This is a genomic window from Immundisolibacter sp., from assembly GCF_050250495.1.
Classification (GTDB): domain Bacteria; phylum Pseudomonadota; class Gammaproteobacteria; order Immundisolibacterales; family Immundisolibacteraceae; genus Immundisolibacter.
Map to the genome: position 1 here is coordinate 43,070 of NZ_JBFWOM010000009.1, position 14,481 is coordinate 57,550.

At 68.7% G+C, this 14,481-nt stretch carries 17 protein-coding genes; 15 read left to right on the plus strand and 2 right to left on the minus strand.

Annotation, left to right across the window (positions count from 1 at the left end; translation table 11 throughout):
- Positions 1–93: 93 nt before the first annotated feature.
- From htpX to AB7F93_RS08195, 5 genes are all read left to right on the plus strand, one after another.
- Positions 94–972, plus strand: a complete 879-nt coding sequence (gene htpX, locus AB7F93_RS08175; protein ID WP_428302407.1) for a protease HtpX — start codon at positions 94–96, stop codon at positions 970–972.
- Positions 973–1,006: 34 nt separating this feature from the next.
- Entirely contained in the window at positions 1,007–1,285 is a 279-nt protein-coding gene (locus AB7F93_RS08180; RefSeq protein ID WP_428302408.1) for a zf-TFIIB domain-containing protein, read from the plus strand.
- A gap of 102 nt (positions 1,286–1,387) precedes the next feature.
- Entirely contained in the window at positions 1,388–2,344 is a 957-nt protein-coding gene (locus AB7F93_RS08185; RefSeq protein ID WP_428302409.1) for a TerC family protein, read from the plus strand.
- A 76-nt stretch (positions 2,345–2,420) separates the two neighbouring features.
- Positions 2,421–2,864: a MaoC/PaaZ C-terminal domain-containing protein gene (locus AB7F93_RS08190; protein WP_428302410.1), complete on the plus strand. Its 444-nt coding sequence runs from the start codon at positions 2,421–2,423 to the stop codon at positions 2,862–2,864.
- Positions 2,865–2,907: 43 nt separating this feature from the next.
- Positions 2,908–3,144 carry a hypothetical protein gene (locus AB7F93_RS08195; RefSeq protein WP_428302411.1) on the plus strand — a complete coding sequence of 79 codons (237 nt, stop codon included), beginning with the start codon at positions 2,908–2,910 and terminating at the stop codon, positions 3,142–3,144.
- A gap of 12 nt (positions 3,145–3,156) precedes the next feature.
- Here AB7F93_RS08195 and AB7F93_RS08200 read toward each other — a convergent pair whose 3' ends face one another.
- The gene (locus tag AB7F93_RS08200; protein WP_428302412.1) at positions 3,157–3,576 is read right to left on the minus strand and encodes a VOC family protein; all 420 of its coding nucleotides are present in this window, start codon (positions 3,574–3,576) and stop codon (positions 3,157–3,159) included.
- Positions 3,577–3,645: 69 nt separating this feature from the next.
- Here AB7F93_RS08200 and AB7F93_RS08205 point away from each other — a divergent pair, with 69 nt between their 5' ends.
- Positions 3,646–4,752, plus strand: a complete 1,107-nt coding sequence (locus tag AB7F93_RS08205) for a diguanylate cyclase (RefSeq protein ID WP_428302413.1) — start codon at positions 3,646–3,648, stop codon at positions 4,750–4,752.
- 68 nt (positions 4,753–4,820) lie between these two features.
- Here the strand turns inward: AB7F93_RS08205 and AB7F93_RS08210 are convergent, their stop codons facing one another.
- On the minus strand, positions 4,821–5,600 hold the full coding sequence (locus AB7F93_RS08210) for a 2-keto-4-pentenoate hydratase (RefSeq protein WP_428302414.1): 780 nt from the start codon (positions 5,598–5,600) through the stop codon (positions 4,821–4,823).
- 38 nt (positions 5,601–5,638) lie between these two features.
- On the opposite strand from AB7F93_RS08210, the gene AB7F93_RS08215 reads away from it, so the two are divergent.
- From AB7F93_RS08215 to AB7F93_RS08255, 9 genes are all read left to right on the plus strand, one after another.
- A complete protein-coding gene (locus AB7F93_RS08215) occupies positions 5,639–7,537 on the plus strand; it encodes a copper resistance system multicopper oxidase (RefSeq protein WP_428302415.1) in 1,899 nt (632 codons plus the stop codon).
- Positions 7,537–8,304 carry a copper resistance protein B gene (locus AB7F93_RS08220; protein ID WP_428302416.1) on the plus strand — a complete coding sequence of 256 codons (768 nt, stop codon included), beginning with the start codon at positions 7,537–7,539 and terminating at the stop codon, positions 8,302–8,304. Before AB7F93_RS08215 ends, AB7F93_RS08220 begins: the two co-directional genes overlap by 1 nt.
- Positions 8,305–8,420: 116 nt before the next feature.
- Positions 8,421–9,770, plus strand: coding sequence for an aromatic ring-hydroxylating oxygenase subunit alpha (locus AB7F93_RS08225; RefSeq protein ID WP_428302417.1), 1,350 nt, complete (start codon positions 8,421–8,423; stop codon positions 9,768–9,770).
- Between the two features lies 1 nt (position 9,771).
- Positions 9,772–10,275 carry an aromatic-ring-hydroxylating dioxygenase subunit beta gene (locus AB7F93_RS08230; protein ID WP_428302418.1) on the plus strand — a complete coding sequence of 168 codons (504 nt, stop codon included), beginning with the start codon at positions 9,772–9,774 and terminating at the stop codon, positions 10,273–10,275.
- 127 nt (positions 10,276–10,402) lie between these two features.
- Positions 10,403–11,752, plus strand: a complete 1,350-nt coding sequence (locus AB7F93_RS08235; RefSeq protein WP_428302419.1) for an aromatic ring-hydroxylating oxygenase subunit alpha — start codon at positions 10,403–10,405, stop codon at positions 11,750–11,752.
- Positions 11,742–12,245 carry an aromatic-ring-hydroxylating dioxygenase subunit beta gene (locus AB7F93_RS08240; protein WP_428302420.1) on the plus strand — a complete coding sequence of 168 codons (504 nt, stop codon included), beginning with the start codon at positions 11,742–11,744 and terminating at the stop codon, positions 12,243–12,245. The genes AB7F93_RS08235 and AB7F93_RS08240 overlap by 11 nt, the downstream gene beginning before the upstream one ends.
- 110 nt (positions 12,246–12,355) lie before the next feature.
- On the plus strand, positions 12,356–12,952 hold the full coding sequence (locus AB7F93_RS08245; RefSeq protein ID WP_428302421.1) for a hypothetical protein: 597 nt from the start codon (positions 12,356–12,358) through the stop codon (positions 12,950–12,952).
- 10 nt (positions 12,953–12,962) lie between these two features.
- Positions 12,963–13,580 (plus strand): DUF502 domain-containing protein, encoded by a 618-nt coding sequence (locus AB7F93_RS08250; RefSeq protein ID WP_428302422.1) that lies wholly within the window; start codon positions 12,963–12,965, stop codon positions 13,578–13,580.
- A gap of 88 nt (positions 13,581–13,668) precedes the next feature.
- On the plus strand, positions 13,669–14,463 hold the full coding sequence (locus tag AB7F93_RS08255) for an SDR family NAD(P)-dependent oxidoreductase (protein WP_428302423.1): 795 nt from the start codon (positions 13,669–13,671) through the stop codon (positions 14,461–14,463).
- Positions 14,464–14,481: the final 18 nt, after the last annotated feature.

Below are 14,481 nucleotides of genomic sequence, written 5' to 3' on the forward strand. Positions count from 1 at the left end.
CTGGTCGTTATCACCGATTAAAAAATCGATTTTTATTTAGCGCAAGCCTGCCGTAGGCTGCCCGGCGTCTTCATCAGAAACGCGAGGCACGCCATGAAACGCATCGGTCTGTTCCTGCTCACCAACCTCGCCGTGTTGGCGGTGCTGGCGGTGACCAGCCGCCTGCTGGGCGTGGATCGCTTCCTCACCCAGAACGGGCTCGACCTGCCCGCGCTGTTCGGCTTCGCCGCCGTGTTCGGCATGGGCGGCGCCTTCATCTCGCTCGCCATCTCGCGCTGGATGGCCAAGCGCGCCACCGGCGCGCGGGTGATCGCCACACCCGCCAACGCGACCGAGCGCTGGCTGGTCGATACCGTCGCGCGGCAGGCGCAGACGGCCGGCCTGCCGATGCCGGAGGTGGCGATCTTCGACTCGCCGCAGCCGAACGCGTTTGCGACCGGTCCCAGCCGGTCGCGCGCGCTGGTGGCGGTGTCGACCGGTCTTCTGGAGCACATGGACCGGCGCGAGGTGGAGGCGGTGCTGGCGCACGAGGTCAGCCACGTCGCCAACGGCGACATGGTGACCCTGACGCTGATCCAGGGCGTGGTGAACACCTTCGTGATCGCGCTGTCGCGCATCGTCGGCTACGCAGTCGATCGGGCGCTGGCCGGCGGGCAGGAGCGCGAGGGCCCCGGGCCCGCTTTCTGGGTCACCAGCCTGGTCTGCGAGCTGCTGTTCGGCATCGCGGCCACCATGGTGGTGATGGCCTTCAGCCGGCGGCGCGAGTTCCGTGCCGATGCCGGCGGCGCGACGCTCGCCGGGCGCGGCGCCATGATCGCTGCGCTCGAACGCCTGCGTGCGGTGCACGAGCCGCAGCCGCTGCCGGCGGCGCTGAACGCCTTCGGCATCGCCGGCGGCAAGGGCTGGACGCGGTTGTTCCTGTCCCACCCGCCGCTCGAAGAGCGCATCGCGGCGCTTCGCAGCGGCGCCTGAAACCGATCGACCCATTCACCCGGAGGACATTCCCATGCAGTGCCCAGCCTGCCAGATCGACCTGCAAATGGCCGAACGCAACGGTGTCGAAATCGACTACTGCCCCAAGTGCCGCGGCGTGTGGCTGGACCGTGGCGAGCTCGACAAGATCATCGAGCGCGCCGCCGCCAACGACCCGGTGCGCTCGGCGCCCCGGCCGGTGGCGGGCGAGCCCACGCCGCGCTGGCGCGAGGACGACGATGACGACCGTCACCCGCGCCATCAAAAGTCGCGCAGGCGCGGCTTCCTCGGCGAGCTGTTCGACTTCGACTGAACCCAGGGGCGCTCGCTGCGCCCCCCTTTTTTTCACTTGCTGTAACCGGCCGGCAAGCTGCGGCGAGCCACCGGCAGGCTGTGTCCCGGAGAACACGATTCCATGATCGAGACGATCGGCAACGGCTGGATGTGGGCGGGCTTCGTCGCCTTCATCGGCGTGATGGTGGCCATCGACATGTTGCTGCTCGGCCGCCAGGGCGCGCACCGCGTCAGCGCCCGCGAGGCCGGCGCCTGGTCGGTGGTGTGGATTGCGCTCGCGCTCGCCTTCAACGCCGGGCTGTGGTGGTGGCTCGACGGTGAGCTCGGGCGCGACATTGCCAACCAGAAGGCGCTTGAGTTCCTTACGGGTTACCTGGTCGAGAAGGCGCTCGCGGTCGACAACATCTTCGTGTTCGTCATGATCTTCAGCTACTTCGCGGTGCCGGCCGAATACCAGCGCCGCGTGCTGCTGTATGGCGTGCTCGGCGCCATCGTGCTGCGCGCGGTGATGATCCTGGCCGGCGCGGTCCTGATCGCGCGCTTTCACTGGATTCTGTACCTGTTCGGCGCGCTGCTGGTGTTCACCGGCCTGCGCATGATGCTGGCCGCCGATCACGCGCCGGATCTGGCCAGGAACCCGGCGCTGCGCTGGCTGCGCGGGCATTTGCGCGTTACTGACGACTACCACGGCGACCGCTTCACGGTGCGCCAGAACGGCGTGCGCTGGTTCACGCCGCTGTTTCTGGTGCTGGTGATGATCGAGCTGAGCGACCTGGTGTTCGCGGTGGACAGTATCCCTGCGATCTACGCCATCACCAGCGATCCGTTCATCGTGTTCACGTCCAACATGTTCGCCATCCTCGGCCTGCGCGCGCTGTACTTCCTGCTGGCGGACATGGCGCAGCGGTTCCGGCTGCTCAAGTACGGCCTCGCGCTGATCCTGGTGCTGATCGGCGGGAAGATGCTGCTGGCGGAGGTGTACAAGCTGCCGATTGGCGTGGCGCTGGGGATGGTGGCGGTGATCCTGGCCGGCAGCGTGCTCGCGAGCTGGTGGCAGGACCGCCATCGAAAAGCGTGACGCCGTTTCGCCGCCGCGGGTGCCGGGGGTCCCAGCGCATAATCGCGGCTCCCGCCCAGCCCGCAAAGGAGCCGCCATGACGCCCTGGTTTTTCGAGGATTTCGCGCCCGGCGCCGTGATCCCGACCGTGCGCCGCACCGTGACCGAAGCCGACGTGATGGCGTTTGCCGGCCTGTCCGGCGACTACAACGTGCTGCACACGGACCGCGTGTTTGCCGCCGAGACGCAGTTCGGCGAGCCGATCGCGCACGGTCTGCTCGGGCTAGCCATCGTGTCCGGCCTGATGCACCAGACGGGCGTCATCAACGGCACCATCATCGGCTTTCTGGGGCTCACCTGGCGCTTCACGGCGCCGGTGAAATTCGGCGACACCATCGCCGCCGAAATGCGCGTGCGGGCGGTGAAGGAAACCTCCAAGCCCGACCGCGGCGTGGTGACGCTGGCGTTTTCCGTTACCAATCAGCGCGGCGAGCGTGTGCAGGACGGCGAGTTCACGCTGATGATGAAGCGGCGTGCTTGAGCAGGTGCCGGTCCGCGTTCAGTAACAGCGCGGACCGTCGACGATGCCGTATCTGCTCACCGGCTTGGCCTACGTCGCCACGTTCGCCGTGGTGGGGGTCGTTGCGTTTTTTCTGGTCATGCTGCTCGCCGGTCCGCACAGCGGCATGTTGCCGGACGGCTTGAAGTTGGTGGTCATCCTGCTCGGGTGGATTTCGGTGCTCGTGCTGCCGGTGCTGGCGGCGCGGCTTGTATGGCGCTGGCTCGCCGCGCGTCGCCCGCGCGGCGCGTCCCGGTTGTAAGGCTCGCGGCGGCTACACGCCCTCGGCGCTGGCCTGGAAATTCAACTCGGCGATCACGCCGTTGGGGTCGGTGGCGAACACCTGGTGCAGGTCCGCGGCGCGCATCGACAGCTCGCGAAACGGGATGCCGAGGCGCGTCAGCCGCTCGCGCAGCGCCGGCAGGCCGCTGACGCGAAACGCCAGGTGATCGACGCCCGGGCCTTCCGGGCCGCGCGCAGCGTGCATCGGCTGCCCGAACACGTCGGCCTCGTAGTGCTCGCCGATTTCCATCAGGTGCACGATCGGCCGCCCGCCGGCGTACAGCCAGTAGCCGGGCAGGGCGAGCGGCGGGCGCGGGCCGACTTCAAGGCCCAGCGCGTCCACGTAGAAGCGGCGCGTTTCTTCAAGCCGCGTGGTGCGAATGGCGCAGTGGTCTAGGGCTTCGAGTGTCATGGTGTCCTCCTCAAGCCGGCGTCCTTTTGGACCGTAAACACGCTACCAGAATTGCCGATAGTCCCGCCGATGTCAGAACCCGCACTTGCCCTCGAAACCGCCGCCGCGCTCGACACCCTGGCGGCCGTGTTTCGCGCCGTGCCGGCGATTCCGGTCGTCGCCGAGCCGGCCCGGGCGCACGAGATTTACGGCGACTACGACGGCTGGAGCCGGCACCTGCTGACGGGGTCGCCGGCACCCGGGCTTGCGGGCTCGGATAGCAACGGCCCGCAGTGGGCGCAGGCGCAGCGGTTCTTTCGCGAGCGTCGGCAGTCGGAACAACGGGTGGTGCAACGCCGAGAGCGTGAATACGGCGCACTCGCGCAGGATCTGTTGGCGGCGTTGCGCGCCGCGAGCCGGGGCAGCGGGCAGGCGGCGCAGGCCGTGGAGCACACGCTGAACCGGGTGCAGACGCTGCTGGCCAGCAATGCCGTCGACCAGTTGCGGGCGGAGTTCGCCGGCATGGCTGGCCATCTAAGCCAACTCATGGGCGAGCTGCGCGGCGAATTCGACAGCCAGTTGGAAGATCTCCGCGCGCGGGTGCAGGCGGCCGAGCAGGCCAAGGCCGATGTCGAAACCGAGGTGCGGGAACTCGGCCAGCACCTCGCGGCCATGCGCAGTGCGCTCGACGACGCGCGCCAGCAGATGCAGCTCGACCCGCTGACGGGCCTGTTCCACCGCGGCGCCTTCGACGAGGCGCTCGGCCGTTACGTGGACCTCGCACAGGCGGGCGGCCAGTCGCTTGCGCTGCTGCTGTTCGACCTCGACCACTTCAAGCGCATCAACGACACGCTGGGCCACGGCGCGGGTGATGCCGTGCTGCGCGCCGTGAGCGATCTGCTGAGCCGGTCGTTCCTGCGCGCGGACGATTTTGTGGCCCGTTACGGCGGCGAGGAGTTCGCCGTGCTGTTGTTCATTGACGACCCGGTGCAAGTACAGCGGCTGGTGACCGGCCTGCGCCAGCGCCTGCAGCAGATGCAGCTTGCTGAATTGCCGCCCGGCACCGTGGTGACCTGCTCCGGCGGCTGTGCCTTGCGGCGGCCGAGCGACGCCCCGGAAGACCTGCTGCGCCGCGCCGACACGGCGCTGTACGCCGCCAAGGACGCAGGCCGCGACTGCCTGAAATTCGCAGACTGACCGTGCGGCTGTGCCGGCCTTGGCCGGACACCGCCGCACGCTGCGTGGGCGGGCGAACGACTGCGCGGCTAGCGGTGGCGCAGGACCACCGTTCCAAGGCCGGCACCGAATCGCGCCTCGGCGATCGAGCCGGATGGCAGCGCGTGGGCCCGCGTGAGCCCGCCGGTCAGGACGACTTCACCGGCCTGCAGACGCTCGCCGCGTACGGCCAGATGCCGCGCGAGCCAGGCGACCGCCGCGAGCGGCGAGTCGAGCGCGGCGGCGCCGACGCCCTGATCGACCCCGCGACCGTCGATGTGGAGTTGCACCTCCACCCGCCGCAGGTCGCCGACGTCCGCCAGCGAGTGGGGTGCGCCCAGCACGTAGCGCGCCGCCGAGCTGTTGTCCGCGATGTTGTCGACCGACTTGAAACGGTAGGCCCGGTAGCGGCTGTCGACCACCTCGATGGCCGGCAGCACGGCCACGACGGCGTCGGCCACCTGCTCCGGTGTGACATCAGCTCCCCGCAGATCGCGCCCGAGCTGGATCGCGATTTCCGGCTCCACGCGCGGCTGGATCAGCTCGCCCGCCGGCAGGTCCGACCCGTCGATGCGCATGGCCGCGAGCAGCACTCCGCTGTTGGGGTGGTCGACGCCCATCTGCTCACGCATGGCGGCGCTGGTGAAGCCGAGCTTGTAGCCGGTGCGTGTGCCGCCCGTCAGGCGCAGCAGCTCGGCCTGGATGGCGTAGGCGTCGGTCTCGGTAAGCGTCGGGCAATCGTCGCTGAGTGGGCTGCCGGCGCGCCGTTCGCGGGCGGCCTCGCGCAGGCGGGTGGCGAATTTGCGGCAGGTTTCGCTGTCTAGCGGCATGGCTCGGCTCGGTTGGAAGCTCGGGTCAGAATAGCCGCATGAACACCTCAGTACGCCCGCCCGACCTTCGCACCCGCCGCCGCCTGCTCGGCGGCATGGCGGCCGGCGGCTTGCTGGCGGGCCTCGAGGCCCTGCTCCCTGCCTGGGCCGCACCGGGGATGGCCGCGCCACATGCGCGCCAGCCGGGGCCGGTGAGTGTTGACCTGACCGTGGCGCGCCAGCGCATCGACATCGCAGGCAAGTCGGCCTTCGCCCACACGCTGAACGGCACCGTGCCGGGGCCGCTGATCGAGCTGTACGAAGGCCACGAGGCGCGGCTTCGCGTGCACAACACGCTCGACGAGGATGCGTCGATCCACTGGCACGGCATCCTGCTGCCGTTCGAGATGGACGGCGTGTCGGGCGTGACGTTTCCGGGCATTGCGCCCGGCGAAACGTTCGAGGCCCGCTTCCCGGTACGGCAGGCCGGCACCTACTGGTACCACAGCCACTCGGGCCTTCAGGAGCAGACCGGCGTGTACGGGCCGCTGGTGATCCACCCGGCCGGCGGTTATGCGGAAGCCTTTGACCGCGACTACGTGGTGCTGCTGTCGGACTGGACCTTCGAGGACCCCTTCGCGGTGCTCGCCAGGCTCAAGAAAGTCAGTCACTACTACAACTTCCAGGAACAGACGCTGCCGCAGGTTGCGCAGGAGGGCGCCTGGCGGCAGTGGCTCGCCTGGCAGCAGATGCGCATGAGTCCGGCCGACATTGCCGACGTGACCGGCCACACGTACACGTATCTGATGAACGGCCTGCACCCGGCCGGCAACTGGACCGGCCTGTTCACGCCCGGCGAGCGGGTGCGGCTGCGCATCATCAACGCGTCGGCCATGACCTACTTCAACCTGCGCATCCCCGGTCTGCCGATGACCGTGGTGCAGGCCGACGGGCAGGACGTGCAGCCGGTCGAGACGGACGAACTCCAGATCGCCATCGCCGAGACCTACGACGTCATCGTCACCCCGCCCGAGGATCGCGCCTACACGGTGTTTGCCGAATCCATGGACCGCAGCGGCTTTGCGGCCGGCACGCTCGCGCCGCGCGTGGGCATGACGGCCGCCGTGCCGGCGCTGAGAAGGCGCCCGCTGCGCACGATGACGGACATGGGCATGGACCACGCGGGCCACGGCGGGCACGCGGGCGACGCCGCCGAGCCCAGCGTGGACCACTCGGCCATGGGCCACGGAGCACAGGTCAAATCCCCGGCCGCCGATCCGCACGCTGGGCACACCACCATGGGCCATTCGGCGCCGGACTTGCACGCCGGCCACGCAATGGGCAGCTCGCCGGCGGTCGACCACGCCGCCATGGGGCACGCGCCCGGCCCGCGCAGCGCCAGAACCGGCAACGAGCGCGCCGCGCCGGGCCCGGTGCTGGCCATGCACGATGGCGACACGCATGGCGTCGGCAACCAGGCCGTCGCGCAGGTCGAGCGCGACCGCACCGCCGAGCCCGGCACCGGGCTCGCCGACGTCGACCACCGGGTGCTGGTATACGCGGACCTGCTGGCCCGCACGCCTGGCCGCGACGCGCGGCCGCCGGCGCGCGACATCGAGTTGCACCTCACCGGCCACATGGAGCGCTACATGTGGTCCTTCGACGGCAAGAAGTTCTCGGAAGTCCGCGGCCCGATCCTGTTCCACCACGGCGAGCGCCTGCGGCTCACGCTGGTCAACGACACCATGATGGAACACCCCATCCACCTGCACGGCATGTTCTTCGAGGTCGACAACGGCGCCGGCGAGTACCGGCCGCGCAAGCACACGGTGAGCGTCAAGCCCGCCGAGCGGCTGCGGCTGCTCATCACCGCCGACGAACCCGGCCGCTGGGCGTTTCACTGCCACCTGCTGTACCACATGCACATGGGCATGATGCGCGTGGTGGAGGTGGTCTGATGCACACCGCGAAGCGCGCGCCGCTGCTGGCATTGCTGCTGATCGAGGCCGTCGCACCGGCACTCGCTGCGGACGCCGGCGCCGGCCACGTGCCGGCCGACTGGCCGCACGTGCACGAGGACCACCAGAACTTCGGCTACCTGCTGGTCGACCGGCTCGAATACCGCGACGACGAGGGGCCGAACCACCTGCTGTGGGACGCGCAGGGCTGGTACGGCGGCGATTACCGGCGCCTGTGGCTCAAGACCGAGGGCGAGCAAGCGATCTCGGACAGCCACGGCGAGGCCGAGGTGCAGGCGCTGTATGGCCGACTTGTCGCGCCGTACTGGGATGCGCAGGTCGGCGTGCGCTACGACCGCGCCTACGGCAGCGGGCCGGACCGCGACCGCGCGTTTGGCGTGCTCGGCGTGCAGGGCACCGCGCCGTACCGCTTCGAGACCGAAGCCGCGCTGTTCGTGAGCGAGGACGGCGACGTCAGCCTGCGCGCCGAGTTCGAGTACGAACTGCTGCTCACGCAGCGCCTGGTGCTGCAACCGCGCGTCGAGATCAACGCCGCCGCGCAGCGGGCGCGATCGTGGGGCGTCGGCAGCGGCATCAACGACGTGCAGATCGGCCTGCGCCTGCGGTACGAGATCCGCCGCGAGTTCGCGCCCTACGTGGGCGTGGAGTGGACGCGCAAGCTCGGCGACACGGCAGACATTGCCCGCGACGAGGGCGAGGAGGTCAGCGTGCCGGCGCTGGTGGCGGGCCTGCGGCTGTGGTTTTGAGGCTGGCAACGGCCACTTGACGATCGTCAATAGCGCGCTCTGCGCTCCTGCCACGCTTGGCGCCTGTTGCAAGCCCCGGCGCGCCGTGCCGCGCGCCGCCCGACCAGGAGTGCCCCATGAAGCCCGAAGACCTGCGCTGGCGCGTGATCGACAAGCCGGGCGAGACGTTCAAGGTCCACCGCTCGATCTATACCGACCCCGAGATTTACGAGGCGGAACTCCGGCACATCTACGAGGGCAACTGGATCTACATCGCCCACGACAGCGAGCTGCCGAACCCGAACGACTACATCACCACCGTGATCGGCCGCCAGCCGGTCATCATCGCCCGCGGGGCGGATGGCGTGCTGCGCGGCTTCGTGAACGCGTGCAGCCACCGCGGCGCCAACGTGTGCCGCAAGCGCAAGGGCAACGCGAAGCTGTGGACCTGCCCGTACCACGGCTGGGTGTTCGACAACCAGGGCGCGCTGCTGGACGTGAAGAACGAGGCCGGCGGCGGCTATCTGCCGGGCTTCGACAAGTCCGGCTACGGTCTGACGCCGGTGCCGCACGTGGCGTCCTACCGCGGCTTCATCTTCGCGAGCCTGAACGCCGACGTGCTGCCGCTGAAGGAGCACCTGGCCGGCGCGGCCATTTTTCTTGACATGTTCGCCGACCAGTCCGAGCAGGGGCTGGAGGTGCTGCCGGGCCTGTCCGTGTACACGCATCACGGCAACTGGAAGATGCAGGCCGAGAACGGCGTCGACGGTTATCACGTGGACCCGGTGCACACGTCGTACTTTCGCCTCGCCGCCCTGCGCGCCAGGAAGGCCGCCGAGACCGCCGGCAAGGATCAGGTGAAGGCCATCGACGTGCTGAACCCGAAGGCCCACAGCGGCAATTACGACCTCGGCAACGGCCACGTGCTGATCTGGTTCGACGTCGCCAACTACCGCGACCGCGCCGCCGGCATGCAGTACGAGAGTCTCGTCGAGCGCATGGGTGAGCCGCGCGCGCGCTGGATGGCGGCGCGCCTGCGCCAGGTGCTGATCTACCCGAACCTGATCCTGTTCGACGGCATCTCGACCCAGGTGCGCACCTGGCGGCCGCTGTCGCAGGACGAGACCGAGGTCACCGTCAAGTGCATCGCCATGAAGGGCGAGTCGGCCGAGCAGCGGCGCCGGCGCCTGCGCCAGTACGAGGACTTCTACAGCGCGAGCGGCCTTGCGACGCCGGATGACCTGACCGAGTTCGACGCCTGCCAGTCCGGCTACTACGGACGGAATGCGCAGTGGCAGGACTTCGACCGCGGCATGGCGCGGCGCGTGGCCGGGCCGGATGACTTTGCCAACGAGGTCGGCATCAAGGCGCGCTACAGCGCACCGGACGCCGCCGACGAGACGCTGTACCACGGCGAGTACCGGCACTGGCTCGGCACGCTGTGCAAGGGCCTGGAACGTGACGCCGGGAAGCGCGAGGTGGCCTGACATGACGATCGACACTCAACTGCTGGCCGAGGCGGCGGACTTTCTGCTGGAGGAAGCCGCCTGCCTCGACCAGCGCCGCTGGGACGACTGGCTGGCGCTGTACGAGACCGACTGCGTGTTCTGGCTGCCGGCCTGGGACGACGACGATGTGCTGAACGAGGATCCGGACACGCAGCTGTCGCTGATCTACCTGGAGGGCCGCGAGCGGCTGGAGGAGCGCATCTGGCGCATCCGCTCGGGCCTGTCGTCGTCACTGCTGCGCATGCCGCGGGTGACGCATCTCGTCACCAACGTGCGCCTCGCCGGGCAGCGGGATGGGTTGCAGCGGGTCACGGCCAACTTCCAGACCAACGCCTTCAAGCACGACGAAAAACGCGTGGATTTCTTCTTCGGCACCTACCAGTACGCGCTGCGCCGGCGGGGCGAAGGCTTCGGCATCGTGCACAAGAAGGTGGTCGTCAACAACGACATCATCCCGCGCCAGCTCGACGTGTTCAGCGTGTAAGCGGTGCCTGCCCCGGGGTCGGCGAGGGGGCCGGCGAAGGGGTCGGCGAGGGGAGGGTGATCCCGTATCATCGCGGCGTGCCGACCGACTGGTCAGGCCGTGTCACCCCACGCCGGAGGCCCCCACCATGCGCATCGAAGACATCACCTGGCGCATCGTCGACAAGCCGGGCGAGACCTTCAAGGTCCACCGCTCGCTGTACACCGACCCCGAGCTGTTCGAGCTCGAAATCAAGCACGTCTGGGAAGCGACCTGGATCTACATCGGCCACGACAGCCAGATCCCGAATCCGAATGACTACCTGACCACCGTCATCGGCCACCAGCCGGTGATCATTTCCCGCGGCGCGGACGGTGCGCTGCGCGGCTTCATCAACGCCTGCTCGCACCGCGGCGCCATGGTGTGCCGCAAGGCGCGCGGCAACGCCAAGCGTTTCGCCTGCCCGTACCACGGCTGGGTGTACGACAACCAGGGCGCGCTGCTGGACGTGAAGGACGAGGCGGGCGGTGCCTACCCGGACCACTGGACCAAGGCCGATTACGGGCTCACGCCGGTGCCGCACGTGGCGAGCTACCACGGCTTCATCTTCGCGAGCCTGAACCCCGACGTGCCGGACCTGAAAACGCACCTCGCGGCAGCGGCGCCGTTCCTGGAGCTGTTCTCCAACCAGTCCGTGGACGGGCTGGAGGTGCTGCGCGGGCATTCCGTGTACACGCACCGCGGCAATTGGAAGATGCAGGCCGAGAACGGCGTCGACGGCTACCACGTGGACATCGTGCACGCGTCCTACTTCCGCCTGGCGCAGGAGCGCGCCAAGCAGGCGGCAGCCGCGGGCGGTGCGGACAACGTGAAGGCCATCAAGGTCGACATGCAGAACACGCAAAACGGCAACTACGACCTCGGCAACGGCCACGTCATGATCTGGACCGACGTGCCGAACTTCCGCGACCGGGCGCTCGGCATGCAGTACGACACGCTGGAGGCGCGCGTCGGCCCGCTGCAGGCCAAGTGGATGGCCGGGCGCCTGCGCCAGGTGCTGATCTACCCGAACGTGATCCTGTTCGACGGCATCTCGACGCAGCTGCGCTCGTGGCGGCCGATCGCTCCCGATCAGACCGAGGTGCACGCGTACTGCGTGGCGCCCAAGGGTGAGAGCGAGGAGGCGCGCGAGCGGCGCGTGCGTCAGTACGAGGATTTCTACGGCGCGAGCGGTATCGCGACGCCGGACGATCTGACCGAATTCGACGCCTGCCAGTCCGGCTACTACGGGCGCAACGCCGAGTGGCAGGATTTCGACCGCGGCATGAAGCGCCGCATCGTCGGCGCCGACGAGCACGCCCGCGAGCTCGGTTTCAACCCGCAGGTGAGCGCCAGCCGCTTTGCCGACGAGACGCTGTACCACGGCGAGTACCGGCAGTGGTTGAAGCTGATGACGGACGGCCTGCGTCGCGAGGAGGCCAAGCGCCATGCGGCCTGACCCCGTGCTGAAGGACGCCGTCACCGAACTGCTGCTTGAGGAGGCCGACTGCCTCGACGAGCGGCGCTGGCACGACTGGCTCGCGCTGTACCAGGACGACGCCGTCTACTGGGCGCCGTCCTGGGAAGACGACGACGTGCTGATCGACAACCCGAAGGCGGAAATCTCGCTCATCTACTGCGGCAACCGCGACCGCATGGGCGACCGCGTGTGGCGCATCGAGTCCGGCCTGTCGTCGTCGCTGCTGCGCATGCCGCGCACACGCCACTTCGTGACCAACATCCGCCTGCGCGAGGCGACGGCGGATGAAGTGATCGCCACCGCCAACTTTCAGGTCAACACCTACAAGCACGAGGAACAGCGCACCGACATGTTCTTCGGCCACTACCGCTACCGCCTGACGCGGGCCGGCGACGCACTGCAGATTCGCGAGAAGTACATTGTGGTCTGCAACGACGTGATCCCGCGCCAGATGGACGTGTTCAACGTGTAGAGCCTGCAGGTTCGTGAGATCGACAAAGCCCGCCGGGGAAGATCCCGGGCGGGCTTTTGTTTTTCCGCTGCCTGACAATGGCGCCCGTCATCCACCGCCGGTCGCCCATCATGTCCCGATTCGATGAGTTGCGAAGCCGCCTGTGGGCGCTCGAACAGGAGCTGGAGGCGGAGGCCGAGCGCCTGCGTGTCGAGTTCGCTGGACGGTTCGCCGAAGGCAGCGAACGTCTGCGTGCCAGCCACCGCGCCGTGCGCACACGTCTGTTGCCGTACCTGCTCGGCGCCCGTCCCGCGCACCTGCTGACGGCGCCGGTGATCTACGGCCTGGTCGTGCCGCTGGCGCTGCTGGACCTGGCGCTGACCGTGTTTCAACACGTCTGTTTCCGTGCCTGGGGCATCGGGCGGGTGCGGCGCGGCGCGTTCTTCGCTTTCGACCGCCACCGCCTTGGCTACCTCAACGTCATCGAGAAGCTGAACTGCGATTACTGCGCCTACGCGAACGGCCTGCTCGCCTATGCACGCGAGATTGCCGGGCGCACCGAGCAGTACTGGTGCCCGGTGCGCCACGCCGCGCGGGTAAACGCGCCGCATCGCCAGTACGGGCAGTTCGTGCCGTACGGCGATGCCGAAGGCTACCGACGCGAACTGCCCATCCTGCGCCGGAACCTGCAAGGCAATGTGCCGCCGGGCGAGCGGCCCGACCCCTGAGCCGGAGGACATGACCATCATGCGCGTGCTGCGAAACATCCTGCTCAAGGGCCTGGCCACGGTGCTGCCGGTGGTGGTCACGCTGTATCTGTTGTGGTGGCTCGCCACGACGGGCGAGAGCCTGCTGGGTGCCGCGCTGCGGGCGGTGTTGCCGGCGGGGGTGTATCGGCCGGGCATGGGCCTCGCGGCGGCGGTGGTGCTGATTTTTGTGGCCGGGCTGATGACCGACGCGTGGCTGTTCGGCAGCGTGGTGCGCCTCGCCGAGCGCGCCCTGGAACGCATCCCGATCGTCAAGACCGTATTCGGCGGCGTGCGCGATCTGTCGGCGTTCCTGACCGGAGGCGGGCAGGAGCGTCTCGCGCGCGTGGTGCACGTGGCGCTGACGCCGGACATCGGTGCGGTCGGTTTCATCACCCGCGACGAGGTGGGCAGCCTCGCGCCGCCGGACCAACGCGACGGCCGGGTGGCTGTGTACCTGCCGATGAGCTACCAGATTGGCGGCTACACGCTGCTGGTGCCGCGCGATCGCATCACGCCGCTCGACCTGCCCGCGCAGGAGGCGATGCGGCTGGTGCTGACCGCCGGGGTGAGCGCGCCGCCGCGGCGCGGCCGGGAGTCTTCGGGCTAGCGCCGGGGCGTTCTGCGTCTCGCTTGCTGGACATCGCGCGTTGCAAGACACTGCAAGCGGCGTATCAACAACGAAAAGGAGAACACGCGTGGATCTGGGTTATGCGGGACTGAGTGTCATCGTCACCGGCGCTGCCTCCAACATCGGCCGCGCCATCGCGCTCGGTTTTGCGGCCGAGGGCGCGCGAGTGACGATTGGCGACATCGATGTCGAGCAGGCCGGCCGGGTGGCCGACGAAGCACGCGCCCGTGGCGGCCAGGCGCAGGCCGTGGCCACCGATGTGACCGACCTTGCCCAGGTGCAACGCCTGTTCGCGGCGGCCGAGTCGGCGCACGGCCCGGTCAAGGTGCTGGTCAACGCCGTCGGCTGGGATCAGCTGATGTTCTTCACCGAGACCACGCCCGAGTTCTGGGACAAGATCATCCGCATCAACTACGTCGGCGTGCTGAACTGCACGCGCGCCGCGCTCGACACGATGCTGAAGTCCGGCGGCGGCGCCATCGTGTCGATCAGCTCCGACGCCAGCCGCCAGGGCGAGCCGCGCGAGGCGGTGTACGGCGGCGTGAAGGCGGCCATCAACAGCTTCATGAAGACCATCGCCAGGGAAAACGGCCGCTTCGGCGTGCGCTGCAACGTGGTCTGCCCCGGCGTCACCATTCCGGACGACCCGGCCGAGGTCGGCGCACGCAGCATGTGGGCCAACAAAGGCGCCATGTTCACGGACGAGCAGCTGGAAAAAGTCGCCAAGGCATTGCCCCTCAAGAAAATCGGCAAGCCGCAGGACATTGCCAACGCGGTGCTGTTTCTGGCTTCCGATCGGGTCGCCGGCCACGTCACGGGACAAGTGCTGTCCGTGAGCGGCGGCTACTCGATGGCCGGCTGATGGGTCCGTTTTGCAACA

Excerpts from the sequence above, each read along its gene's own strand:
- htpX (WP_428302407.1), top strand. The coding sequence starts at position 94 with ATGAAACGCATCGGTCTGTTCCTGCTCACCAACCTCGCCGTGTTGGCG.
- AB7F93_RS08180 (WP_428302408.1), top strand. The coding sequence starts at position 1,007 with ATGCAGTGCCCAGCCTGCCAGATCGACCTGCAAATGGCCGAACGCAAC.
- AB7F93_RS08185 (WP_428302409.1), top strand. The coding sequence starts at position 1,388 with ATGATCGAGACGATCGGCAACGGCTGGATGTGGGCGGGCTTCGTCGCC.
- AB7F93_RS08190 (WP_428302410.1), top strand. The coding sequence starts at position 2,421 with ATGACGCCCTGGTTTTTCGAGGATTTCGCGCCCGGCGCCGTGATCCCG.
- AB7F93_RS08195 (WP_428302411.1), top strand. The coding sequence starts at position 2,908 with ATGCCGTATCTGCTCACCGGCTTGGCCTACGTCGCCACGTTCGCCGTG.
- AB7F93_RS08200 (WP_428302412.1), bottom strand. The coding sequence starts at position 3,576 with ATGACACTCGAAGCCCTAGACCACTGCGCCATTCGCACCACGCGGCTT.
- AB7F93_RS08205 (WP_428302413.1), top strand. The coding sequence starts at position 3,646 with ATGTCAGAACCCGCACTTGCCCTCGAAACCGCCGCCGCGCTCGACACC.
- AB7F93_RS08210 (WP_428302414.1), bottom strand. The coding sequence starts at position 5,600 with ATGCCGCTAGACAGCGAAACCTGCCGCAAATTCGCCACCCGCCTGCGC.
- AB7F93_RS08215 (WP_428302415.1), top strand. The coding sequence starts at position 5,639 with ATGAACACCTCAGTACGCCCGCCCGACCTTCGCACCCGCCGCCGCCTG.
- AB7F93_RS08220 (WP_428302416.1), top strand. The coding sequence starts at position 7,537 with ATGCACACCGCGAAGCGCGCGCCGCTGCTGGCATTGCTGCTGATCGAG.
- AB7F93_RS08225 (WP_428302417.1), top strand. The coding sequence starts at position 8,421 with ATGAAGCCCGAAGACCTGCGCTGGCGCGTGATCGACAAGCCGGGCGAG.
- AB7F93_RS08230 (WP_428302418.1), top strand. The coding sequence starts at position 9,772 with ATGACGATCGACACTCAACTGCTGGCCGAGGCGGCGGACTTTCTGCTG.
- AB7F93_RS08235 (WP_428302419.1), top strand. The coding sequence starts at position 10,403 with ATGCGCATCGAAGACATCACCTGGCGCATCGTCGACAAGCCGGGCGAG.
- AB7F93_RS08240 (WP_428302420.1), top strand. The coding sequence starts at position 11,742 with ATGCGGCCTGACCCCGTGCTGAAGGACGCCGTCACCGAACTGCTGCTT.
- AB7F93_RS08245 (WP_428302421.1), top strand. The coding sequence starts at position 12,356 with ATGTCCCGATTCGATGAGTTGCGAAGCCGCCTGTGGGCGCTCGAACAG.
- AB7F93_RS08250 (WP_428302422.1), top strand. The coding sequence starts at position 12,963 with ATGACCATCATGCGCGTGCTGCGAAACATCCTGCTCAAGGGCCTGGCC.